The sequence below is a fragment of the Sphingopyxis sp. P1IMeth2 genome (assembly GCF_900185685.1).
GTDB classification, from domain to species: Bacteria; Pseudomonadota; Alphaproteobacteria; order Sphingomonadales; family Sphingomonadaceae; genus Sphingopyxis; species Sphingopyxis terrae_A.
Genome location: NZ_FYAT01000001.1, coordinates 458036 through 479141, shown reverse-complemented (window position 1 = coordinate 479141; position 21106 = coordinate 458036). Strand labels below are relative to the sequence as shown.

Sequence of the window (21106 nt, the reverse complement as noted above, 5' to 3'; positions counted from 1 at the left end):
GGTTTCGCTATGATGATCAGAACATTTTTGCTCGCCAGCGTCGCGGCAGTCGCGGTCTTGGCAACGCCGGCACTTGCGCAGGACGAATCGTCAGGGCAGCCGCCCCTGGCCACCGACGCGCCGAATGGTTCGGACATCGTCGTGACGGGTTCACGCATCCGCCGCCAGGACCTCGCGGGCGTCGGACCCGCCACGGTCGTCTCGGCTGAGCAGATCGAGAATACCGGGATCGTCAACATCGAAACGGTATTGCAGCGCCTTCCCGCCAATGCAGGCTTTGCGGGCAACCAGACCTCGGCCTATTGGACAAGCAACGGCTATGGCACGGCGCAGGTGAACTTGCGCGGGCTTGGCATCAAGCGCACGCTCGTGCTGCTTAATGGTCGCCGTCTCGTGGCAGGCGGCACCGGCGCGAACTCGTCGCCGGACCTGAACATGATCCCGGTCGTAGCGCTGGCACGTACCGACGTGCTGAAGGACGGCGCGTCGGCAATTTATGGCGCGGACGCGATGGCGGGTGTTGTCAACCTGGTCACCCGGACCGATTATGAAGGTCTTGGCCTGAGCGCGCGCTATGGCATCACGGGCGAGGGCGACGGTTCCGATTTTTCCGCCGACCTGATCTGGGGCATCCGCAATGATCGTGGTGGTGTCATGATCGCCGCGACGTATCAGAAGACCAGCGCGGTCAATATGGCGACGCGCGCGCCCTGTTCGCTCGCTGAGGTCACGCCAGGTTCGCTATCGTGCGTCAACAGTGCCTCGACGATCGGCGGCCGCGCCGTGTTGCCCAACGGGCAACAAATCAACTTCAATCAAACTCCCGGCGGCGATGGCGACTTCTTCGAGCCGTACAGCGCGGCGAAGCATAATTTCAATTCGGCGCCCTTCCTCAACGCGGTCAGCCCCGTCGAACGCATCAGCACGGCCTTCTTCGTCGACTATGACCTCAGCGACAGCATCGAGGCTTTCGGCGAGTTTCTCTATACATTCCGCAAATCCAATCAGATTGCGACGCCGGGCACGCTCCGCAACCTGTCCATTTCGGCGAGTAATCCGACCAACCCAACCGGGCAGGACATCGTGCTCATCCAGCGCCGGCTTGCCGAACCAGGGCCGCGTCAATTCTTCCAGGAAACTGATACCTGGCAGGGTACGTTCGGCCTGCGCGGAAAATTGTCCAACGATTGGGCGTGGGAAGTCGCGGGGGCATTCGGACGCAACACGGCGATCGACGGATCGACCAACATCGCCAACCTCGAACGCATTCGCAACTCGATCGACCCGAGCAAGTGCAGCGTGACGGTTGGAGCTGCGATCCCCTGCGCTGACTATCTGGGCGCCGGCGACCTGACCCCCGAGGTTCTCGACTATATCCTTTTCACCTCGCGCGATCGCGGCGGCAACGAACTGGCGACGGTCACCGCCGATCTCAACGGCAGCCTGTTCAACCTTCCAGCTGGCCCCGTCTCCTTTGCGACAGGGGTCGTCTATCGCAAGGAAAAGGGCTGGCGCGATCCCGATCCGCTGACCGTGCTCGGTATTGCCAACACGAACCAGCAGGATCCGATTTCGGGTTCGACCACGGCGAAGGAAGCCTATCTCGAGCTGTCCGTGCCGATTCTCGCGGGCAAGCCTTTCTTCGAGGCGCTGACGCTGGACGGCGCGGTGCGCTATTCGGACTATAATCTGTTCGGCAGCGACTGGAATTACAAGGCCAGCCTCGACTGGATGATCAGCGACAGCTTCCGCCTGCGCGGGACCTATGGCACCGGCTTCCGCATTCCCAACGTGCCCGAACTTTACGGCGGCGTATCGGAAGGCAATCTGACCACCACCGATCCCTGTTCGCGCTATTCGACGAGCGGTAATGCGACGCTGATCGCCAATTGCCAGGCGTCGGGTGTTCCCGCCAACTATGTGCAGCTCGGCACGACGATCCTCACCACGGTCGGCGGCAACGAGAATCTGAAACCCGAAAGCTCGACGACCTGGACCGTCGGCACGGTGATCTCGCCCAAAGGGCTGGTTCCCGGTCTGTCGCTGACGGCCGACTGGTTCGACATCAAGATCAAGGATGCGATTCGCGCCATCCCCGGATCGACCAAGCTGTCGATATGTTATGCGAGCCAGAATCTGTCGCACCCTTTCTGCGACGATTTCACGCGCAGCCCGCTGACGGGCGAAGTGACCTTCCTATCCGCGCAGCCGATCAATACAGGGCGCGAGGAGATGAATGGCCTCGATCTGGGGCTCGTCTATGCGGGCGGCATCGGCAGCGTGAACATCTCGCTCGACGTCAACCTGACTTATCTCAACAAATATGTCGTTCTGCCGTTCCCCGGCGGCGACCCGATCGATTTCGACGGCTTCATCGGCGGCGGCAATGGCGGCTATCCCAAATGGCGCGGCTATGGCGTGCTGACCGCCGAGAAGGATGGCGTCAGCGCCACCTGGTCGACCCAATGGATCGGCAAGGCGACCGACTTCAATGCGGCGCCCGGCGAAATCGGCTACAGCACGCCGAACGTCTTCTACCACAATCTCCAGGTCGCCTTCGAGATTGACGAGAAGACGCGCTTCCAGGTCGGCGTCGACAATGTCTTCGATCGCAAGGCGCCCTATATCCAGAGCTTCACCGATGCGAACACCGACACGATGACCTACGATCTGCTCGGACGGCGCTTCTATGTCGGTTTCCGCACCGCCTTCTGAGGAACCAGGAGATGGCGATACGTTGGCCGCTGCTCGTTCGGCGAACGCATAAATGGCTGGCGCTGGTCGTGGGTGTCCAGGCTTTGCTCTGGACGTTGACCGGCTTCTACATGGTGGTCGTTCACATCGACACCATCCACGGCGATCATCTGGTGCGCTCCCCGGTGGCCCAGCCCTTCGACCTCGATGGCCTCGCAGCGCCGTCGAAGGTCGTCGCGGCCGCGCCGGGGGTGTCCGAAATCCGTCTCCAGCGCTTTTTCGGCCAACCGGTCTGGCGCGCCGAGACCCCTGAAGGCGCGCGCCTGTTCGACGCGCGTTCGGGTGCGCCGCTGCCTGCCCTGACCGAGTCCCAGGTCCGCGAACAGGCACGGCGCATCTACACGGGTGACGGCAAGATCGTCTCGGTGCGACTTTTGACCGAGGCACCTCAGGAAATGCAGGCGCGCAAGCCACCATATTGGCAGGTCGAGTTCGAAGGCTGGAACCGGCCGACGCTCTATCTGTCGCCGGCGACGGGTGAGCTCATCTCGCGCCGCCACGCGCTGTGGCGCGTTTTCGACTTCGCGTGGATGCTGCATATTATGGACTATGACGAGCGGACCGACGTCAACAATCCGCTGCTCCGCGTCGCGGCCTGGAGCGCCTTTGCGATGGCGCTCTCCGGCGCTTGGCTGCTGATCTGGTCTTTCAAACGCCGCAAAAGGAAGCAGGCATGAAACGCATCCGGCTGACCCCGCTCTTTTTCCGGCGTATCCATAAATGGGTGGGGCTGATCCTCGGTCTGCAGTTCCTGCTCTGGGCGCTCAGCGGTTCGGTGATGGCGCTGCTCGACAAGGACAAGGTCGGAGGGCACGGCGGCGGCATGTCGCACGCGCACGCGCTGCCCGCCGGCGAATATTTCGATGTCGCCGCCCTACCGCGCGGCGAACCCGTCACTGGCGTGGTTCTGCGCGATCTCGGTGCGCGGCCGGTCTATGAGGTCCGCGCCGCCGGGGGCACACGCCTTGTCGATGCGACGAGCGGCGAGGATATTCGGGTCGACGAGCAGGTCGCCCGCGATGTCGCGGCGATGATGAACGAGGCGCCGATCCGCAACGTAAGTGTGCTCGCCAAACCCAATCTTGAATCGCGCGACCATGAAGGCGCGATGTGGCGCGTCGATTTCGCGGACGCCGAAAACAGCAGTGCCTATGTTTCGCTCGACACCGCCCGTTTCCTGGTGATGCGTGGCGATACCTGGCGGACATGGGACTTCTTCTGGATGCTCCACAATATGGATTATATCAACCGGAAGAGCTTCAATCATCCGCTGATCATCTTCGTCGCCTTCGGCGTACTCTGGCTTTCCGGAACCGGCTTCTACCTGCTGTTCAAAAGCTTCAGTCGCGCCGATTTCCGCTGGCTACGCCGTCGCAAACCTGTGGTTGTCGCTCGAACCAGCTGATCGGCGTCAATCGTCGATCGAGAAGGCGGCCGACAGTTCGAACCGGGTGCCGGGGTGTGTCAGCCAGGCATGCGACACGAGACGCGACCGGCTCCATGTCCGGCGCGTCATCTGGAGTACCGGTTCGCTCGCGGACAGCCCTAACATGCCGCGCATTCGTTCGTCGGGCATCGTCGCACAGACACGGTGCTCGACCCGTTCGAGCGGCGCGATGCACGTCAGATATTCGTTCGGTGTCATCCGTGTGAAGTCGAGCGTGCCATAATCGGGCGCGATCGACGCGAGGACGAAACGCTCCTCGATCTGAATCGGGAATTCGGCCTCGTGATGGACGATGATCGAATGGAATAATTTGGTCCCTACCGAAACTTCGAGCAGCGCCGCCGTGTCGACATTGGCGCGCTCTTCCCGGTTCTGGATCACGCGGGCACGATAGGCATGACCTCGCTCGCGGATTTCCTCGGCGATGTTGCGGATTTCGATCATCTGGCCGATCGGCCTCGGCTCCGCGATGAACGAGCCACTTCCAGCGCGCCGCACGACAACTCCGGCAGCCTGTAGCTCGCGGAGAGCACGATTCGCCGTCATGCGCGAAACGTCGAATTGTTGAACTAGTTCTGCTTCCGAGGGAACACGGTCGCCTGGTTGGAGGCGACCATCGCGAACGGCGTCGGAAATACTCTGCTTGATAACAACGTAGCGTGGTGTCGATTCATCACCGGCATGGTCGAGGGAAGGCATTGCCTCTCGGGGCTTGGGCATTGAAACTTTGGGCTTCCGAGTGGGCGAAGGACTCATAGGTCGTCTATACAACTTCACGGTTTCCCAGCTAGTTAAAAGAGAAGGCTGCCAATCGTCGATGTCGCAACGAAATGACGAGCGTCCTTGTCCGCTCGTCGAGCGCAGCGGCGTGCTCCTTTTTTTCAAAGAAACCTGGCTCGGCAAAGGTGGCCGGGGAACATCGCGATGGCAAAATCAGGCCGGCTGCTCCCTGTGTCTGTTTCGTCGACCGGCTCATAGGCTGCTTCTAATATATTGCTGGTCTGGGCGACCACATACCCGCCGGCTGAGAAGCCTATGACACCAATCTTATGGGGACCGATCTTGAGTTCGTCGGCGCGCGAGCGGACCAGGCGGATCGCACGCTGCGCGTCCTGTGGTGCATGGAGGTGCTTGATGGGCCGCTTTACATTGCCGCTAGCACCAATCCGCGGAGCGGTTTGTGTACCGGCCAATTGAGTTGAGAAGACAGTGAGACTAGTTGGAGGCATGGATGATATATCGGGCAACGAGCGGCCATCTGTTCGCGCTGGCAGTGCCCGCGAAGTATTTGCGGCCTTCCTGAAGCTCGGGGTGACGTCGATTGGTGGGCCGATTGCACATCTGGGCTATTTTCGTGACGAGCTTGTCATCCGTCGTCGCTGGATCGACGACAGCGGTTTTGCCGAGTTGCTGGCGCTCTGTCAGTTCCTTCCTGGCCCCGCCGCGGCGGCGGGGATGCTGGTTCTGGCGTCGCCTGTGACGCAGATCGGATTCATTGCGCTTGGCGCTCTTTCCGGGCTGCTTGTTTGCACGCCGAAAGTCCGGTCCAGCATAGGGAATGGCGGGTGGATTCCGACGCGCAGAGCCAGTTTCCTGATGCTGACGGGGGCTGCCACTATTCTTCTCCTTCTCCCGGTTGCCGGGCGGGGCGGCTCGCTCTTCGAGCTTGCGGGTATTTTCTATCGCGCCGGGGCGCTCGTATTTGGGGGCGGTCACGTCGTTCTGCCGTTGCTCCACGCTGAACTGGTCCCGGGTTTCGTGGACGATACGGCTTTCCTGACCGGTTATGGCGCGGCGCAGGCTCTGCCAGGACCATTGTTCGCACTGTCGGCCTATCTCGGAGCCGTCGGCTCACCGGATGCGCCACTCGCAGGCGGACTGATCGCCATCGTCGCAATTTTTCTGCCAGGGCTGTTGCTCGTCGCGGGCGCGTTGCCGTTTCGCGCGGCGATCGCAAAAAATGCTCGCGCGCAGGCCGCGATCATGGGGGTCAATGCGGTCGTCGTCGGCATTCTGGCGGCCGCGCTTTATGACCCGCTCTGGACGTCCGGCGTAAAATCTTTCGCCGATGCTCTAATAGTGCGCGTCGGATTGCTGATTGTGCTGCGATTTCGCTGCCCTCCGCTCGCGCTCGTTGCTGGGACCGTTGGAGCCGCGCTGGCACTTGCAGTCATATAGTTGCGATACATAATCTCGGACGCGAATCTGGCGCGAACAAGCTCGGAGATGAAATAATGGGGATGGCGCATCCCTGCGGTACGAATGGCGGTTGATGGCTGCTCGGCATTTTACCCAGCTGTGCCGGCATCATCCGGTCTCGCAAAAGATGCGAGATTTGCCGCCGGACCAGATGATTTTGCGCTGGATCTATCGCTCCCTGTAATCGGGCAGCAACGGCGCGTCTGCGGCAATCGGATGCCGCTCGAGATCCACTATCAATGCCTTCATCTTATCAATTTCCCGAACCTGCGCCTCGATGATGCCATCGGCGAGCTTGCGGACCCTGGGATCGCGAATCTTCGCCCGTTCGCTGGTCATGATGGCGATCGAATGATGCGGGATCATCGCCTTCATGTAGGAAACATCGTCGACGGTTTGCTGGCTGCGAACGAGCCATAACGAGGTTGCGAAGACGATCAGGCTGGCGGCCACGATGATCGCATTCATTCGGCGGTTATTGTACATCGACCACATGAAGCCAAGCATGATGATGGCCATCACGGCGCCCATATAGACCGCCATCCAGGTTCTCGTCTGGCTGTAGTAAATATGATCGAGTGCGTAGCTGTTCAGATACATCAGGCCGAACATGACAATGGTCGACGTCGCGATCATCGCCGCAAACCGGCCGTAGCTCGATCCATGCTTTTTCATGTCGCCGTTCATGGCTCTTGCTCCTTTCGTATGATGCGGCAAAGCAATTCCGATTGCGGGTTATGGAATGAATGCCGGACGACCGAACTCTGTTCCCTTTCGGCGATCATTCTTCACCGCGAGTCGCGTCCTGGTGGGCCAGTTCTCGATCCGCGAAGTTCTTCCAAATGCTGACCGATCTTGCCGGATTCCAGTCTGAACACTGACGGATGGCTAGTGGCCAATGGCTGTGATCCTGGCGCATCTCGTTTACAACGAGAGGGGTGACCAATGAGTAAGGGCATTTATCTCATTCGAGGAGTCGGCGGCGGACCTGCTCCTTTTCAGCGTGGCGTTTACGCTGCCAGATCAGTGGTTCGAAGCATTGCTGCGCCGCGACGGAGCAGGCGATCGATTTCGTTCGACGTCCGCTGCACAGCCAACTTCAGAGCTTCGTCGATGTGGACATAGTCTTGCGTGACATTCTGCGACGCATGGCCGAGCATGGCGCGGATCGTAAGTTCGGAAAAACCAAGATCGCCGGCGACGCTGCCGAACGTGTGCCGAAGCGTATGCGGAGTGACGCCCTTTATTCCCGCAAGACCGCAAACCCGTTTGAGGCATTCGCTAACGGCGGTGAAGGGCCCGCTTCCCACTGCCGATGGAAACATGTGGGGATTGCCGGCAATGCCGGCTTGCGCGACGAGTACTCGGATCGCGGCAGGCCCGATGGCGCGAATTTGCGCGCCGCCTTTCGTGTCCGGAAAGGCCACATATCCACGATCTGCATGTAGCCAGTCGTGATGCATAGCCTGCGCTTCCTGTCGGCGATATCCAGTCAGCAGCAAGGTTCGCAACACGCCGAGCGCAACCGGATTCTCGCCATTGATCTCGGCGTAGGCAATCGCCTTCCCGAGCAATTCGAGTTCCGTGACGCTAAGCCGCCGCGTCTTCTTTTTCCCGGCAAGCTTTCTTGCGCCATGCGTCGGGTGAACCTCCAGCAGGCCCTTGTGCTTGGCATGCGCGATAATCGCCTGAAGAGTGCCAACGCACCGCCCGGCAACACCGGGGCCACCGGTCGCTTTGCCGCCACGTCCTCCGGTTCGCGGCTTCGCGGTCTTTCCGTTCTTCACGTCTGTCTGCATCTGCTCGACATCTGCGATCTTCAGATGCTTGACCACGCGCTTTCCGAGCAAGGGAATGATGTGGGTCCGAATACGACTATCGTCCATGTCGAGCGATGAAGACTTAATGGGAAGGTTCTTCCGGCCGAGAATGTTTCCGGCGCGGGCTTCCGTGATATACCAATCACACATCTCCGCGACCGTCATCGCATTGCGCGACTGACGAGCGTCATCGGCCGGATCTTGTCCGACTATGACGGCGGCCAGTTTGAGCCGGGCCAGATCGCGCGCCTGTTCAACCGTGAGAACGCCGAAACGGCCGAGGTTCATCCGGCGCTGAATGCCCTCTGCATTGCGGTATTGAACGATGAAGGTCTTCAGGCCCGATGGGAGAACGCGAAGTCCGAATCCTTTAATCTCGGTGTCCCAATAGATGAGCTGTTTCGAGGCCGGCGAAATGACCGCGTCGATCGTGCGTTTTGTCAACTTGCTCGTCGGCATGCTATTAATCCCCTTGCTGACAAAATCTCGGATCGAGCCATTGTCAGCAAATTGTCAGCGCTGTACGGTGTTTCAGCGGCTAGGCGAGGATAGGGCGTCGTAGGATAGATATCAAGAAAAGAAGCAATTATAGGGCGATAGCGTAGAAAAAGAAGAAGCCGAAGCGAATCGCGTTCAAGTTGCCAAGGTTGGGGTCGAGGGTTCGAATCCCTTCGCCCGCTCCATTCTTCGCTGACATCGGAATTTCAACGGCGGGCCGGTCAGGCCCACGCTTCGCGGTACAGCGCCTCGATGGTCGCGGTGTCGGGGATGCGGGGATTGTTGCCCGGCGATCCCGATGCGAGCGCTTGTTCGGCCATCAGGGGCAGCAATTCGCTCCAGCGCGCTTCGTCGATGCCATAGCTTTTGGGGGTGGGGACCGCGAGGTCGCGGTTGACGTCTCGTAGCGCTTCGACCAGCCGCGCCACGGCCGCCTGGTCGCCTTCGCCCTCTGCCGCGAGCCCCATCGCGCGCGCGCAGTCGGCATAGCGCGGCAGCGCCGCCGGTGCCGACCAGGCGGTGACGGCGGGGAGCAACATCGCGTTCGACAGGCCGTGCGCGACATGGAAATGCGCGCCGATCGGGCGACTCATGCCATGGACCAAGGCGACCGAGGCGTTCGAAAAGGCGATTCCGGCCTGCAGCGACCCCGCCATCATCGCCTCGCGCGCGGCGCGATTGCCGGGTTCGGCGCAGGCGGTACGCAAATTGGGCCAGATCGCACGCATCGCGGCGAGCGCCATGCCGTCCGAGAAAGGATTGGCGAGCCGCGACACGTAAGCCTCGATAGCGTGCGTCAGCGCGTCGATCCCGGTGTCGGCGGTGAGGCGCAGCGGCTTGGTCAGGGTGAGCTCATAGTCGACGATCGCGATGGTCGGCAGATAGGCGAGGCCCGCGCACAGCATCTTTTCGTCATTGGTCTCGTCGGTGATGACCGTCACGCGGGTCGCTTCGGATCCGGTGCCGGCGGTGGTCGGGATCGCGACGATGGGCAGGGCGGGGGCATCTTCCTGATGCGGCACCTTGCGCGCGCGCATCGTGCCGCCGCGTACGGCGAGCACAGCCACCGCCTTCGCTGTATCGATGGGACTGCCGCCGCCGAGCGCGATCACACAGTCATGCGCGCCTTCGGCGACAAAGCCGTGCGCCGCCTCGACCGATGCGACCGTGGGGTCGGAGATGACGTCGCAATAGGCGCGCGCCGCAATCCCTGCGTCGTCAAGGATCGCGAGCAGCCGCTCGAGCGTGCCGTTTTGCGCCAGGAAGGGGTCGGTCAGGATCGCCGGAGCGGCGAGGCCGAACTGGGCGAGCGCCGCCGGCAGCTCGGCGATCGTGCCGCCGCCGATGCGGATCGACCGCGGCAGGAAGATCGAGGCCATGGTCATGCTCCTTCGCGCCGCAGCGTCAAAACAGGCCCGGCAATTCGCGCTGCGCGGCGCGGGGGTCGGCCGGCATCAGCATCTCCGGCGCGGCCGGTGCGGCGGCGAAGCTGCGCGCGGCGATGCCGGCGGATGCGCTTGCGATGTGCGCCGCGCAGCTTTGTCCCGACAGGAAATCGATTGCGGCGCGTACCGATGCCTCGCGCACGTCGCCGAGCGGATAATCGAGATCGTCCGCGGCCGCACAGCTGTTCGCTATCTTGGGCGCCAACCCGGTAAAATAGTCGCTCGGCCCGCTCGCATTGCCCGTCGAAAAGGCGATCACGCGCATCCGCTCGTCGCATTCACTTTTGTCGAGCGCGATCTGGCCCACCGGCTTGCCATAGGTGTTGCTGCCGACGAGCGTCATATTGGTGCCGAGCCAGGGCAGCATGCCGTTGATGACGAGTTCGCTCGCCGACGCAGTCGATCCGGTGCCGATGAAGGCGATGCGCGTCGGCGCGATCGACTGCGTGGTCGGCGTGAAATTGTGGGTCTCATCGTTCGCGGATTTCGACGCGCGAAAGCTGGTTCGCGAAAAGACGTCGCTTGCCGCGCGGTTGCGGCCGAGCAGGTCCCCGAACAACTCTGCGGTCGCCACAAGGCCGCCGCCATTGTAGCGCAGATCGACCACGACATTGGTGATCCCTTGGCTGCGGAAATTCAGAAAAGCGTCCTTCAACTGATCATTGGCCGAGCTGATGAAGGTCCGCAGATTGATATAGCCATAGCTCTGGCCGCCTTCGGTGATCACCTTGGCGCCATAGCGGTCGGACACGGGGTCGATATTATAGTCGGCCTTGGTGACGCTGACATCGCGGGTGCCGCCAGCATCGCTGATCCGCAGCAGGCGCGTAACGCCCGGATCGCTTGGCCCCAGGGCATTGGTGATGCCCGCGGTCCCTTCGCTCGCGACGATGTCGGCGACGCTGCGCAGATTGGCGGCGCTGGTCCCGATCGCCAATATCTGCGTGCCGCGATCGATCCCGGCGGCGAGGGCGGGGGCGCCTTCATAGGCTTCGGCGATAATCACGCGCTGGGTCGAGGGATCGTAAGTCAGGCGGACGCCCAAACCGGCGCTCGACCCGCTGCTATAATAGGCCTCTTCTTCGGCGATCGAGGTGACGTAAGTGAAATAGCGATCCTTGCTCTGCGCTCGCGCAGGCGCCACCAGCGCGTCGATATAATCCTGCACCGTCGAATAGCTGGCCGGATTGACGTTCGTCGCGACATCGTTCGGGAAGAGATACCATTCGTCGATCACCGACTTGGCAAAGGACTGCTGTGCCGACAGACCGCAGCTTGCGGGCGTGGGGGTCGGGCTGGGTGTCGGGGTGACCGTTACCGGCCCGCTCCCCGCCGTGCTGCTACCTCCTCCTCCGCCGCACGAGGCAAGCATCAGCGCCGCCATCGTCAATGCGGTCAGCGGCACCCTCGGTTTCGCCATGTCCCTACTCCCCTTCGTCATGCTCCGGCGCGCTATCGCCGCGTCCTTTGAATCCTTGCGCGATCACATATAGCTCGGGCGACCCCTTGCGGCTTGCAGGCGGCTTGGCATGTTTCACGCTCGCGAAATTCTGCTTGAGCAGCATCAGCAATTCGCGGTCGGCGCCTCCGGCGAACACCTTGGCGACGAAGGCACCGCCGGGCAACAGCGTCTGGACCGCAAAATCGGCGGCCGTCTCGGCGAGAGCGATAGTACGCAGATGGTCGGTCTGCGGGTGGCCGACGGTGTTGGCCGCCATGTCCGATATCACGAGGTCGGGCGCACTGCCGAGCGCCTCGATCAGCGCGTCGGGGGCAGCATCGTCCATGAAATCCATCTCGAGGATCACAACGCCTTCGATCGGTTCGCAGGCGAGCAGGTCGATACCGGCGACGCGCGCGCGGGGGTTGGCCTTGCGTACCACCTGCGACCAGCCGCCAGGCGTGATGCCCAGATCGACAACCGCACGCGCCTTCTTGAGAAAGCCGAATTTGTCGTCGAGCTCGATCAGCTTGTACGCGGCGCGCGACCGATAGCCTTCGGCCTGCGCGCGCCGCACATAAGGGTCGTTGAGCTGACGCTGCAACCAGCGCGTCGAGGATGCGGTGCGCCGACGCGCGGTCTTGACGCGCTCGTGCAGTCCGCCGCGCCCGCTTCCGCCCCCGCCTCCGCCCTTGCGTCCGCTCATTTGCGATACTCGCGCCGGGTGACTGGAATGTCGCGCCCCTGCATCGCCAGCGTGCGCAATATCCCTTCGCGAATACCGCGATCGGCAACGCCGACGCGCAATGCGGGCCACAGATCGATGATGCTTTCAAGGATCGCGCAGCCCGCGACGACCAGATCGGCGCGTTCGCGGCCGATGCACGCGATTTCGGCACGGTCGTCGAGGCTCGCCTCGGCGAGCCGGCGGCTGATGTCGCGCATTGCGTCGGTGGGAACGACCAGCCCGTCGACCGCGCGCCGATCGTACCGAGGCAGATCAAGAAAGACGCTCGCCAGGGTCGTTACCGTGCCGCTCGTGCCGAGCAAACGCAGCGGCTGGCCTTCGTAGCACTTCACCCGTTCGGCGAAACCGGCGAAGGCCTCGCGCGTCACCGCGCGCATATGGGCATAGCTCGCCTGTCGGGCCGAGAGATTATCCTCAGCTGGCGGCGCATGTTCGGTCAGCGAGACGACGCCCCACGGCACGCTGATCCAGTCGCGGATCGCAACATCATGGTCGGATATATCGACGTGCATCAGCTCGGTCGAACCGCCCCCGATGTCGAAGATCAGCGCCGGACCGTCGCCGGGTTCCATCAGATTGTGGCAACCCAGCGCGGCAAGTCGCGCTTCCTCGGCGGCGGAGATGATGTCGAGTACGATACCGGTTTCGCGGCGCACCCGGTCGGCCAGCTCGACCCCGTTGGCGGCGCGGCGGCATGCCTCGGTCGCCACCGCGCGCGATAGGGTGACATGGCGGCGGCGCAGCTTGTCGGCACAGATGGCGAGCGCGGCGACGGTGCGGTCCATCGCGGCTTCGCTGATCCGGCCGGTGCTGTGCAGCCCTTCGCCGAGGCGCACGATACGCGAAAAAGCGTCGATGACGACCAGTTCGCCCTCCTGCGGGCGCGCGATCAGCAAACGGCAATTATTGGTGCCAAGGTCGATGGCGGCATAGCTGCGCGGCCGTACGACCGGCACGGGCCGCGGGGGCGGTGCCGTCTTGTTTCGTCCTTTTGCCGCCTGTCCTGACCGCGGCGGTCGGCCCGATGGCGCTGCCATTTGCCGCATGATTTAAATGACCTGTCTCAACTCACCCACCCGCGATCAGCCGCGGGTGTGCACTTGGGACCGAACCTAGGCGCGGCCCGCCGCGATGGCAAGGCGCATGGCGCAGCAAAACCCCGCCCGGCGCGGGGCCGGACGGGGCAAGGGAGACTGTTTTTTGTTGGGGCTCGGGCCTGCCTTAGCGACGGCAGCCGTCATTGCCCTTGTCGATGGCGCGGCCGGCGATGGCGCCGACGGCGCCGCCGATGATCGTGCCGACGGTGCGGTCGCCACGGCCGGCGATTTCATGGCCTGCGAGGCCGCCCGCGATCGCGCCGATGATGGTGCCGCCGGTGCCATTGTCGCACTGGCGATAATTGCGGCGGTCGTAGCGACGATCGTAGCGGCGGTCGGCTCGATAGTCGCGGCGGTCATAGCGGCGCTCGTAACGGTCGTGGCGACGGTCGTCGCGACCATAGCCGCTGTAATAGGTGCCATAGCTGCCGTCGTAATAGCCCTGCTGGGCGGCGGCCGGCGTCGCCACGCCCAGCGTCGCGGTCGACATCAGGGCGGCGAGGGAGAGCGTCATCATCTTTTTCATCGTCTTTCTCCTTCAATCTCTTGCGTCTGCCCGGTGCGGGCGGTGGGTCGATGAAAGGGTTTTGCCCGATTCGTCTTGAGGGAAGCCTGAACGCCATTGTTGGCATTTGTTCAGCTTCGCGCGCCGGACACCGGGCTTGCCTGCGAGGAAGGTTCGGGCCTATCGCCGCGGCGATGCGCCGCCTTCTCTCCGCCGCCGCCATCTTCCTTTTGCTTGGCCCGCTGCCCGGAACCGAGCAGCGGCTGCGTGTCATGGACCGCACCTCGCAACGGATCGAGGCGCGGCCCCTGGTCTATCCGGCGGGGCAGACCGGAACGCTGCGCTTCGTGCGCGGCTGGCAGCTCGTCAGCCCCAATGCCATGTTCGGCGGCTTTTCCGCGCTGGCGCTGACCGGCCCCGACCGGTTTCAGTTAGCCGGGGATAACGGCGTCCTGGTCCGCATGACCCTGACCGAAGACGGCCGGCCGCGCGCCGCGCACATCGGCACGATTCCGTCACCGGCCGGGCCGTCCCCGACCGGCGGCGAGCGCAACAAATCGCAGCGCGACGTCGAATCGATGCTGGTCGACCCGCTAAGCGGCCGGACCTGGCTGGCGCTCGAAGGGCTCAATCAGGTCTGGCGGCTCGATCCGGCGCTGACGAAGATCGAATCGCGCCGCGCCTTGCCCGAACCGGCCTGGCCGTCGAACAGCGGGCCGGAGGCGATGGCACGGTTGGCCGACGGCCGGACCCTGATCTTTTCCGAAGACGCGCACCGCGATCCGCGGGGACGAGAGGCGCTGCTCTACACGGGCGACCCGGCCGCACCGGGGCCGGCGCCGCTGCGCTTCTTCTATGAGGCAGAAGGAAAGGGGCTGGTCAGCGATGCCGCGCCGCTACCCGACGGCCGAGTTCTGCTCGTTCACCGGCGGCTGGGCCTCTCCCCGATCTTCACGACGATCCTCGCGATCGTCGACCCCGCCGATATTGCGAAGGACGCTGTCGTCCGGTCGATGGCGATCGGTCAGGTTCCGGCGCCGCTCGCCGACAATTATGAAGGGGCGGCCGTTATGCGGAGGGATGGCCGCACGTTCGTCTGGCTCGTCGCGGACAATAATTTCAACGCCTGGCAGCGCAGCCTGCTCGTCGAATTCGAACTCGTCGACCTGCCGGGCAGCAAAAAGGCCGCGCGGTAAACCGGCGGCCTTTTGTCGCAGCACGTCGAAGGACGAATCAGGCGGCCTTTTCGGCCAGCTTCTTCGCGACTTCCTTCTTGATCTTGCGGGCGTTGTCCGAAAGCAGATTGTCGCCGGTCTTCATCAGCCAGTTGTCGAGGCCGCCATTATGTTCAACCGAACGCAGGCCGTGGGTCGACACGCGCAGCTTCACGCCCTTGCCGAGCGCGTCCGACAGCAGCGTCACATTCTGCAGGTTGGGCAGGAAGGTACGCTTGGTCTTGTTGTTGGCGTGGCTGACATTGTGGCCAACCTGGCGGCCCTTGCCGGTCAGTTCGCAAATGCGCGACATCGTCTTCTTCCTCACAAAATCTGGGCGGCGTGCCGGTTGGCGCGAAAGGCGCCGAAGGGACCGGGTGGGCCGGGAAAGGCGCGCGCTTATCGGCTTGCCGGAGATTCGTCAAGCGATTAGCGGTAGGAAATGCCCTCTTTCCCCCTTCCCGAACCCATGCGCCGCGCGCTCGACCTTGCCCGGATCGCCGCAGATTGGGGCGAAGTGCCGGTCGGTGCGGTCGTCGTCAAGGACGGTGCGATCGTGGCCGAAGGCCATAACCGCCCGCGCGAATCGCACGATCCCACCGCGCATGCGGAGATTGTGGCGATTCGGGCGGCCGCGGCGAAGCTCGGCAACGAGCGGCTCGACGGCTGCGACCTCTATGTCACGCTGGAACCCTGCGCGATGTGCGCGGGTGCCATCGCCCATGCTCGCATCGCGCGCCTCTATTATGGCGCCGACGATCCGAAGGGCGGGGCGGTCGCGCATGGTCCGCGCGTCTTCGCGCAGCCGACGATCCATCATCGCCCCGAAATCTACGACGGGATCGGTGCCGGTGAAGCGGCGATGTTGCTCCGCGATTTCTTCGCGGCGCGTCGCTGACCGTCAGAGCCCCAGCAATTGATCGACCCATTGCGGTACCAGCTGCGTTGCCGGTCCCTGCCGCGCCTCGTCGAACCAATAGCTGCCCTGGCTCGGCTCCATATTGAGCTCGAGCGTGCGGGCACCCGCCTGCCGCGCCTCGCGCACGAAACCCGCGGCGGGATAGACCGCGCCGGAGGTGCCGATCGAAACGAACAGGTCGGCGCGGTTGATGGCGCGATATATGTCGTCCATCCTATAGGGCATCTCGCCGAACCACACGACGTCGGGGCGCAGATAGCCGACCAGGCCGCACGCCGGGCAGGCGGGCCGGTCGATCAACGTGCCGGACCATGGGCTGCGTCGGTCGCACGCGGTGCACCACGCGTTCAGATGTTCGCCGTGCATGTGAATCAACCGCTTCGCGCCCGCGCGCTCGTGCAGATCGTCGACATTTTGCGTGACGATCAGCAACTCGCCGGGCCAATGCGCGTCGAGCCGTGCCAGCGCAACATGGGCGGCGTTGGGCTGTTTGGTCTGGATCGCGGCGCGGCGCGCATCGTAAAAGCGGTGGACCAGATCGGGATCGCGGACGAAAGCTTCGGGCGTCGCCACATCCTCGACCCGATGCTGTTCCCAAAGCCCGCCGCCGTCACGGAAGGTGTCGATACCACTTTCGGCCGACACGCCCGCGCCGGTCAGGATCACGATGTTATGGACGCCGCTCATGCGGCCTCTCTATCGAGACGCAGTGGCGGCTTCATCCTTTTTCATCAATCCGGCCCGTGCCGGGCGAGCCGCGCCTCGACTTTGCGCGATCGGAAGCGCTAAGGGGGATGGGGTAAGGGGACGCGTCATGACGAGCATCGGCATCATCGGCAGTCAGGGACGGATGGGCGTCGCGCTCGCCGCCGCGATTTCGGAGGCGGGGCAGCGCAGCTGCGGCGTCGACAAGGGCGGCGATGTCGCACGGCTCGTTGCCGCCGCCGATGTGCTCGTCGATTTCTCGTCGCCGGGGGCGCTGGAGGCGACGCTCGACGCCTGCATTACCGCAAGGAAGCCCATCGTCATCGGCACGACGGGGCTTGAGGAGCGTCACCATTATCTGATCGACGATGCCGCGAAGGATATCGCGGTGCTCCAGACGGGCAATACTTCGCTTGGCGTCACGCTGCTTGCGCATCTGGTGCGCGAGGCGGCGGCGCGGCTCGACGCCGATTGGGATATCGAGGTGTTGGAAATGCATCACCGGATGAAGGTCGATTCGCCGAGCGGCACCGCCCTGCTGCTTGGTCAGGCAGCCGCCGAGGGGCGCGGCATCAGCCTCGACCGCTGCTCCGAACGTGGCCGCGATGGCGTCACCGGGGCGCGTGGCCATGGCAAGATCGGCTTCGCATCGCTGCGCGGCGGGACCATCGCCGGCGACCATGATGTCATCTTCGCCGGGCCGGAGGAAATGATCACTCTGTCGCATCGCGCCGAAAACCGCATGATCTTCGCGCGCGGCGCGGTGCGGGCGGCGCTGTGGCTGATCCACCAGCCGCCGGGTCGCTACACGATGCCGCAGGTGCTCGGCCTCTGAACGGGCTTGCGGCGCGCCGATTTCGGCGTATTGCTCTCCTAATACGGCATCGCTGCCAAAGTTGAGGGGAGATATCGCGATGAACCCAGCCGCAGAAACCGCGGGCTACATCGACAGCCTCGGGCCGCAGGCGCTGGCGAAGGCGGCCGCCTATACGCACGGCAATCACTGGCTGCTCTTGTGGGGCTTGCTCGTCGCGGCGGCCGTGACCCTGCTTTTCGTGCGGCTGCGGGTTCTCGATCGCATCGATACGCGTCTGGCGCGGCGCGGCTGGGCACTGCGGACCTGGGTGCTGTGCGCGGTCTTCTTCCTGCTTTCGGCGCTCGTCACTCTGCCGTGGGACATTTACACCGGCTGGATTCGCGAGACCGCCTATGATCGCACCAGCCAGCCGCTCGGCGACTGGCTCGGTCAGGCGGCGATCTCGACCGTCATCACCGCGCTGCTCGGCGGGCTCTTCTTCCTCGGCGTCTATGCGCTGATCCGGCGCACGGGCAAGCGCTGGTGGATCTGGTCGGGCGGGCTGGCGGCGATCGCCATTTCGGCGTTTCTGCTCGTCGCGCCGATCGCGATCGAGCCTTTGTTCAACAAATATACACCGGTTCCCGATGGGCCGGTGCGCGATGCGCTCGTCGAGATGGCGGCAAAGGCCGACATACCCGCTGACCGTATCTATATGTTCGATGGATCGCGCCAATCGAACAATTTCACCGCCAATGTCTCGGGCATCGGTCATTCGGCGCGCATCGCGATCTCGGACGTTGCGATCGGCAAGGCCTCGCTCGACGAGGTGCGCGCGGTGACGGGGCACGAGATCGGCCATTATGTGCTCGGCCATATCTGGCGCATGGTTTTCGTCTTTGCGGCGCTCGCGGTGCTGCTTTTCTTTTTGGCCGACCGGCTCTTTCCGCGCCTCGCACGGCTGTTCGGCAGCGATGCCGAGATCGGCGATCCGCGCGGCTTTCCTGTGCTGATTTTCTTCCTGTCGCTGTTCGGCCTCGTCACCCTGCCGATCACTAACACGCTCATCCGCATCGACGAGAGCGAGGCCGACCTTTATTCGCTCAAGACCGAAAACCGGCCCGATGCGCTTGCCACCGCGCTCGTCAAGACCGCCGAATATCGCAACCCGCGCCCCGGCGCGGTCGAGGAGACGATCTTTTACGACCATCCTTCGGTCGAACGGCGCGTGCGCGTCGCGATGGACTGGAAGGCGGCGCACCCGCCCGCGGCCGAATGAAGAAGGCCGACATCTTCGAATTCTATCGCCGCCTTGCCGAACTCAACCCGAGTCCGGAAACCGAACTGGAATTTGGCAACACGTACCAGCTGCTCGTCGCGGTGGTGCTGTCGGCGCAGGCGACCGATGTCGGGGTGAACAAGGCGACGCGGCGACTGTTTCAGGACGTGAAGACCCCGCAGCAGATGGTCGACCTTGGCGAAGACGGCCTCAAACAGCACATCAAGACGATCGGGCTGTTCAACGCGAAGGCGAAGAATGTCATCGCGCTCAGCGAAATTCTCGTCCGCGACCATGGCGGCGAAGTGCCCGCCGACCGCGATACGCTGGTCGAATTGCCCGGCGTGGGGCGCAAGACCGCCAATGTCGTCATGAACTGCGCCTTCGGGGCGGAAACCTTTGCGGTCGACACGCACATTTTCCGCGTCGGCAACCGCACCGGCCTTGCGCCCGGCAAGACGCCTCTCGCGGTCGAAAAAAAGCTCGACAAGGAAACGCCGCAGCCCTTTCGCGTCGGCGCGCACCACTGGCTGATTCTGCACGGTCGTTATATCTGCAAGGCGCGCACCCCCGAATGCTGGCGCTGCCCCGTTGCCGATCTGTGCCGTTACAAGCCCAAGACGCCCGCCCCGAAGGGCTGGCAGGCTCCCTGATAGCGCGTCCGCCGGGCGGTCAGGCGACCGGCCCGACGCGCGGATCGGGATCGAGCCGTATCCGCGGCAATGCGCGGCCACTCAGCTTCGCGAACAGGCGCGGGACGAGGGCGTGGCGCTGCGCCCAGGCCCAATAGGCCTGATAGGCGGGATCGCCGAGCAGATGCTTTTCCTCGGTCTTGGCGCGCCAGTAATAGACGCCGCTGACCGCCGCGAGCAGGATGGTGTTGCGCACCGCGTCGGCGGCGCTGCCAGATGTGACGAGGAAGGGCAGCGAGCCGATCCACCAGCTCAGATTCTTCGACACATAGGCGGGGTGCCGCGTGAAGGCATAGGGGCCGTGGGTGATGACGCCGCGGTGGGTCAGGTTCGAAAAGCGGATGCCGAACGCCATCGTCGCCCAGGCGTAGATGCCGACCAGAAATACCAGCGCCACGCCCCACAATGTCATCAGCGTGTCGTGCCCCTGAAGCCAATAGCCCCAGTCGGACCCGTTCACCGTATAATCGAGCGGCCCGCCGTTCATCAGAATGAAGGGCGGGTAGCAGACGAGCGCCGCGACCCACGCCATGCCATAGGGATTGGCGGTGCGGATATGCGCGTCGAGCGGCTTGAGGGTCAGGATATAGCCGACGGTCGCGACATGGACATCGACCAGATAGAGCAGGTTGATCGTCCAGATGCCGGTCATATAGGGATTGGCGAGGACGTCGCGCATCGGCACGCTGGCCAGTGACGAGAAATTGCCCGGCACGATCGACAGCATGAAGGCGGTGAAGAACCCCTTCACCGCCCAGGCGCGCAGATGATGCGCGATCGCGCGCCCATCGACGGGCTGGGCGCGGCCCGACTGGCGCGGCGCGATCAGCCAGCGTCCGAACTGGTAACAGCCGTCGCGCGGTTCGACCATGCGGCGGTCGAGCCACAGCATATAGGGCACCGATACGAGCAGCAGCCACGGCACCACCCGTTCGAGCAGGTCCATCGAGAAGGCGTAATTGCCCTCCCAATAATAGCGCATCACGGCATAGAATCCGGCGATCAGCGCCCAGGTCGTCCACAGCCCGGCGATCTTGGTCAGGCTGATGTCGACCGTCTCGCGCCACGGGCGGCGCAGCGACCAGTCGATGCCGGTCGACGGATTGCGGTGCACCTTGTCGACGAACAGCGACCACAGCACCATCGGAACGCCGCAGGCAAGGACGCTGGCGATCGCCGAATTGGGGCCGTTCATCGGCCCGCGCTGTCCCCAGTCGACGCCCAGATAGGCCGCGATTTCGGGCGCGTAGCGCGCGATCAGCAGATAGGAAAACAGGCCCAGGATACCGACGATCCCGACCCCGGCGCTGACCGCCGATCGGGGGCGCGAAGCGGGCGCTTCGATGGCGTCAGCCGCCGTCTCGGCGGCCGCCGGAACGGCAAGATCGGGCATATGGGTCACCCCCTCGTCCTAGGCCGAAATGGTAAGCAAGCCGTCAACGATAATCCCCGATTCGCGGCGAAAATGCCGCCCGATCGATCATAGTTGCGACGGTTTGACACCGTTCACCGCGAGTCAGGTTCGATTCAACCCGACTCGGCCGCTG

21 protein-coding genes are annotated in these 21106 nt (G+C 63.6%); 9 read left to right on the top strand and 12 right to left on the bottom strand.

The window, feature by feature from the left end:
• Nucleotides 1-9 precede the first annotated feature (9 nt).
• From P1IM2_RS02215 to P1IM2_RS02205, 3 genes are read left to right on the top strand one after another with little or no spacing between them, the layout of a single operon-like run.
• Nucleotides 10-2715 carry a TonB-dependent receptor domain-containing protein gene (locus P1IM2_RS02215; protein ID WP_003046355.1) on the top strand — a complete coding sequence of 902 codons (2706 nt, stop codon included), beginning with the start codon at nt 10-12 and terminating at the stop codon, nt 2713-2715.
• Nucleotides 2716-2726: 11 nt separating this feature from the next.
• The gene (locus P1IM2_RS02210) at nt 2727-3431 is read left to right on the top strand and encodes a PepSY domain-containing protein (protein ID WP_186401281.1); all 705 of its coding nucleotides are present in this window, start codon (nt 2727-2729) and stop codon (nt 3429-3431) included.
• Complete coding sequence (locus P1IM2_RS02205; protein ID WP_003046347.1) at nt 3428-4159, top strand: PepSY domain-containing protein; 732 nt, start codon at nt 3428-3430, stop codon at nt 4157-4159. Before P1IM2_RS02210 ends, P1IM2_RS02205 begins: the two co-directional genes overlap by 4 nt.
• Nucleotides 4160-4165: 6 nt before the next feature.
• Here P1IM2_RS02205 and hutC read toward each other — a convergent pair whose 3' ends face one another.
• Together hutC and P1IM2_RS19030 are read right to left on the bottom strand one after the other, a co-directional pair.
• On the bottom strand, nt 4166-4900 hold the full coding sequence (hutC, locus tag P1IM2_RS02200; RefSeq protein ID WP_051066410.1) for a histidine utilization repressor: 735 nt from the start codon (nt 4898-4900) through the stop codon (nt 4166-4168).
• A gap of 182 nt (nt 4901-5082) precedes the next feature.
• Nucleotides 5083-5430 carry an alpha/beta hydrolase gene (locus tag P1IM2_RS19030; RefSeq protein ID WP_156001166.1) on the bottom strand — a complete coding sequence of 116 codons (348 nt, stop codon included), beginning with the start codon at nt 5428-5430 and terminating at the stop codon, nt 5083-5085.
• Between P1IM2_RS19030 and P1IM2_RS02190 the strand changes: the two genes are divergently transcribed.
• Nucleotides 5429-6379: a chromate transporter gene (locus tag P1IM2_RS02190; RefSeq protein ID WP_186401280.1), complete on the top strand. Its 951-nt coding sequence runs from the start codon at nt 5429-5431 to the stop codon at nt 6377-6379. The genes P1IM2_RS19030 and P1IM2_RS02190 overlap by 2 nt on opposite strands.
• A gap of 189 nt (nt 6380-6568) precedes the next feature.
• Here P1IM2_RS02190 and P1IM2_RS02185 read toward each other — a convergent pair whose 3' ends face one another.
• From P1IM2_RS02185 to P1IM2_RS02155, 7 genes are all read right to left on the bottom strand, one after another.
• Entirely contained in the window at nt 6569-7087 is a 519-nt protein-coding gene (locus P1IM2_RS02185) for a DUF305 domain-containing protein (protein ID WP_003046339.1), read from the bottom strand.
• A gap of 323 nt (nt 7088-7410) precedes the next feature.
• Complete coding sequence (locus P1IM2_RS02180; protein ID WP_186401279.1) at nt 7411-8679, bottom strand: site-specific integrase; 1269 nt, start codon at nt 8677-8679, stop codon at nt 7411-7413.
• A 260-nt stretch (nt 8680-8939) separates the two neighbouring features.
• Nucleotides 8940-10103 carry an iron-containing alcohol dehydrogenase gene (locus P1IM2_RS02175; protein WP_238929737.1) on the bottom strand — a complete coding sequence of 388 codons (1164 nt, stop codon included), beginning with the start codon at nt 10101-10103 and terminating at the stop codon, nt 8940-8942.
• A 19-nt stretch (nt 10104-10122) separates the two neighbouring features.
• Complete coding sequence (locus tag P1IM2_RS02170) at nt 10123-11583, bottom strand: S41 family peptidase (RefSeq protein ID WP_062901191.1); 1461 nt, start codon at nt 11581-11583, stop codon at nt 10123-10125.
• 4 nt (nt 11584-11587) lie between these two features.
• Complete coding sequence (locus tag P1IM2_RS02165; protein ID WP_062901190.1) at nt 11588-12310, bottom strand: RlmE family RNA methyltransferase; 723 nt, start codon at nt 12308-12310, stop codon at nt 11588-11590.
• A complete protein-coding gene (locus tag P1IM2_RS02160; RefSeq protein WP_082819843.1) occupies nt 12307-13398 on the bottom strand; it encodes a Ppx/GppA phosphatase family protein in 1092 nt (363 codons plus the stop codon). Before P1IM2_RS02160 ends, P1IM2_RS02165 begins: the two co-directional genes overlap by 4 nt.
• A gap of 175 nt (nt 13399-13573) precedes the next feature.
• Entirely contained in the window at nt 13574-13975 is a 402-nt protein-coding gene (locus P1IM2_RS02155; RefSeq protein ID WP_062901188.1) for a glycine zipper 2TM domain-containing protein, read from the bottom strand.
• Between the two features lie 173 nt (nt 13976-14148).
• On the opposite strand from P1IM2_RS02155, the gene P1IM2_RS02150 reads away from it, so the two are divergent.
• The gene (locus P1IM2_RS02150; RefSeq protein WP_186401278.1) at nt 14149-15150 is read left to right on the top strand and encodes an esterase-like activity of phytase family protein; all 1002 of its coding nucleotides are present in this window, start codon (nt 14149-14151) and stop codon (nt 15148-15150) included.
• Nucleotides 15151-15187: 37 nt separating this feature from the next.
• Here P1IM2_RS02150 and rpmB read toward each other — a convergent pair whose 3' ends face one another.
• Nucleotides 15188-15481, bottom strand: a complete 294-nt coding sequence (gene rpmB, locus P1IM2_RS02145; protein ID WP_003050690.1) for a 50S ribosomal protein L28 — start codon at nt 15479-15481, stop codon at nt 15188-15190.
• A 129-nt stretch (nt 15482-15610) separates the two neighbouring features.
• Here rpmB and tadA point away from each other — a divergent pair, with 129 nt between their 5' ends.
• Nucleotides 15611-16066 (top strand): tRNA adenosine(34) deaminase TadA, encoded by a 456-nt coding sequence (gene tadA / locus P1IM2_RS02140; RefSeq protein WP_062901186.1) that lies wholly within the window; start codon nt 15611-15613, stop codon nt 16064-16066.
• Nucleotides 16067-16069: 3 nt separating this feature from the next.
• On the opposite strand, the gene P1IM2_RS02135 is transcribed toward tadA, so the two are convergent.
• Complete coding sequence (locus tag P1IM2_RS02135) at nt 16070-16774, bottom strand: NAD-dependent deacylase (RefSeq protein ID WP_186401277.1); 705 nt, start codon at nt 16772-16774, stop codon at nt 16070-16072.
• Nucleotides 16775-16901: 127 nt separating this feature from the next.
• Between P1IM2_RS02135 and dapB the strand changes: the two genes are divergently transcribed.
• The 3 genes from dapB to nth all read left to right on the top strand — a co-directional run bounded on the left by dapB (nt 16902) and on the right by nth (nt 19520).
• Nucleotides 16902-17627, top strand: coding sequence for a 4-hydroxy-tetrahydrodipicolinate reductase (gene dapB / locus P1IM2_RS02130; protein ID WP_062901184.1), 726 nt, complete (start codon nt 16902-16904; stop codon nt 17625-17627).
• A 79-nt stretch (nt 17628-17706) separates the two neighbouring features.
• Entirely contained in the window at nt 17707-18867 is a 1161-nt protein-coding gene (locus P1IM2_RS02125) for a M48 family metallopeptidase (protein ID WP_062901183.1), read from the top strand.
• Nucleotides 18864-19520: an endonuclease III gene (gene nth / locus P1IM2_RS02120; protein WP_062901182.1), complete on the top strand. Its 657-nt coding sequence runs from the start codon at nt 18864-18866 to the stop codon at nt 19518-19520. The genes P1IM2_RS02125 and nth overlap by 4 nt, the downstream gene beginning before the upstream one ends.
• 19 nt (nt 19521-19539) lie before the next feature.
• Here nth and P1IM2_RS02115 read toward each other — a convergent pair whose 3' ends face one another.
• The gene (locus P1IM2_RS02115) at nt 19540-20952 is read right to left on the bottom strand and encodes a methyltransferase family protein (RefSeq protein WP_234179265.1); all 1413 of its coding nucleotides are present in this window, start codon (nt 20950-20952) and stop codon (nt 19540-19542) included.
• Nucleotides 20953-21106: the final 154 nt, after the last annotated feature.

Excerpts from the sequence above, each read along its gene's own strand:
- nth (WP_062901182.1), top strand. The coding sequence starts at position 18,864 with ATGAAGAAGGCCGACATCTTCGAATTCTATCGCCGCCTTGCCGAACTC.
- P1IM2_RS02185 (WP_003046339.1), bottom strand. The coding sequence starts at position 7,087 with ATGAACGGCGACATGAAAAAGCATGGATCGAGCTACGGCCGGTTTGCG.
- P1IM2_RS02210 (WP_186401281.1), top strand. The coding sequence starts at position 2,727 with ATGGCGATACGTTGGCCGCTGCTCGTTCGGCGAACGCATAAATGGCTG.
- P1IM2_RS02205 (WP_003046347.1), top strand. The coding sequence starts at position 3,428 with ATGAAACGCATCCGGCTGACCCCGCTCTTTTTCCGGCGTATCCATAAA.
- P1IM2_RS02135 (WP_186401277.1), bottom strand. The coding sequence starts at position 16,774 with ATGAGCGGCGTCCATAACATCGTGATCCTGACCGGCGCGGGCGTGTCG.
- P1IM2_RS02165 (WP_062901190.1), bottom strand. The coding sequence starts at position 12,310 with ATGAGCGGACGCAAGGGCGGAGGCGGGGGCGGAAGCGGGCGCGGCGGA.
- P1IM2_RS02180 (WP_186401279.1), bottom strand. The coding sequence starts at position 8,679 with ATGCCGACGAGCAAGTTGACAAAACGCACGATCGACGCGGTCATTTCG.
- P1IM2_RS02175 (WP_238929737.1), bottom strand. The coding sequence starts at position 10,103 with ATGACCATGGCCTCGATCTTCCTGCCGCGGTCGATCCGCATCGGCGGC.
- rpmB (WP_003050690.1), bottom strand. The coding sequence starts at position 15,481 with ATGTCGCGCATTTGCGAACTGACCGGCAAGGGCCGCCAGGTTGGCCAC.
- hutC (WP_051066410.1), bottom strand. The coding sequence starts at position 4,900 with ATGCCTTCCCTCGACCATGCCGGTGATGAATCGACACCACGCTACGTT.
- P1IM2_RS02155 (WP_062901188.1), bottom strand. The coding sequence starts at position 13,975 with ATGAAAAAGATGATGACGCTCTCCCTCGCCGCCCTGATGTCGACCGCG.
- P1IM2_RS02160 (WP_082819843.1), bottom strand. The coding sequence starts at position 13,398 with ATGCGGCAAATGGCAGCGCCATCGGGCCGACCGCCGCGGTCAGGACAG.
- P1IM2_RS02115 (WP_234179265.1), bottom strand. The coding sequence starts at position 20,952 with ATGCCCGATCTTGCCGTTCCGGCGGCCGCCGAGACGGCGGCTGACGCC.
- P1IM2_RS19030 (WP_156001166.1), bottom strand. The coding sequence starts at position 5,430 with ATGCCTCCAACTAGTCTCACTGTCTTCTCAACTCAATTGGCCGGTACA.
- tadA (WP_062901186.1), top strand. The coding sequence starts at position 15,611 with ATGCCCTCTTTCCCCCTTCCCGAACCCATGCGCCGCGCGCTCGACCTT.
- P1IM2_RS02150 (WP_186401278.1), top strand. The coding sequence starts at position 14,149 with ATGCGCCGCCTTCTCTCCGCCGCCGCCATCTTCCTTTTGCTTGGCCCG.
- dapB (WP_062901184.1), top strand. The coding sequence starts at position 16,902 with ATGACGAGCATCGGCATCATCGGCAGTCAGGGACGGATGGGCGTCGCG.
- P1IM2_RS02215 (WP_003046355.1), top strand. The coding sequence starts at position 10 with ATGATGATCAGAACATTTTTGCTCGCCAGCGTCGCGGCAGTCGCGGTC.
- P1IM2_RS02170 (WP_062901191.1), bottom strand. The coding sequence starts at position 11,583 with ATGGCGAAACCGAGGGTGCCGCTGACCGCATTGACGATGGCGGCGCTG.
- P1IM2_RS02190 (WP_186401280.1), top strand. The coding sequence starts at position 5,429 with ATGGATGATATATCGGGCAACGAGCGGCCATCTGTTCGCGCTGGCAGT.
- P1IM2_RS02125 (WP_062901183.1), top strand. The coding sequence starts at position 17,707 with ATGAACCCAGCCGCAGAAACCGCGGGCTACATCGACAGCCTCGGGCCG.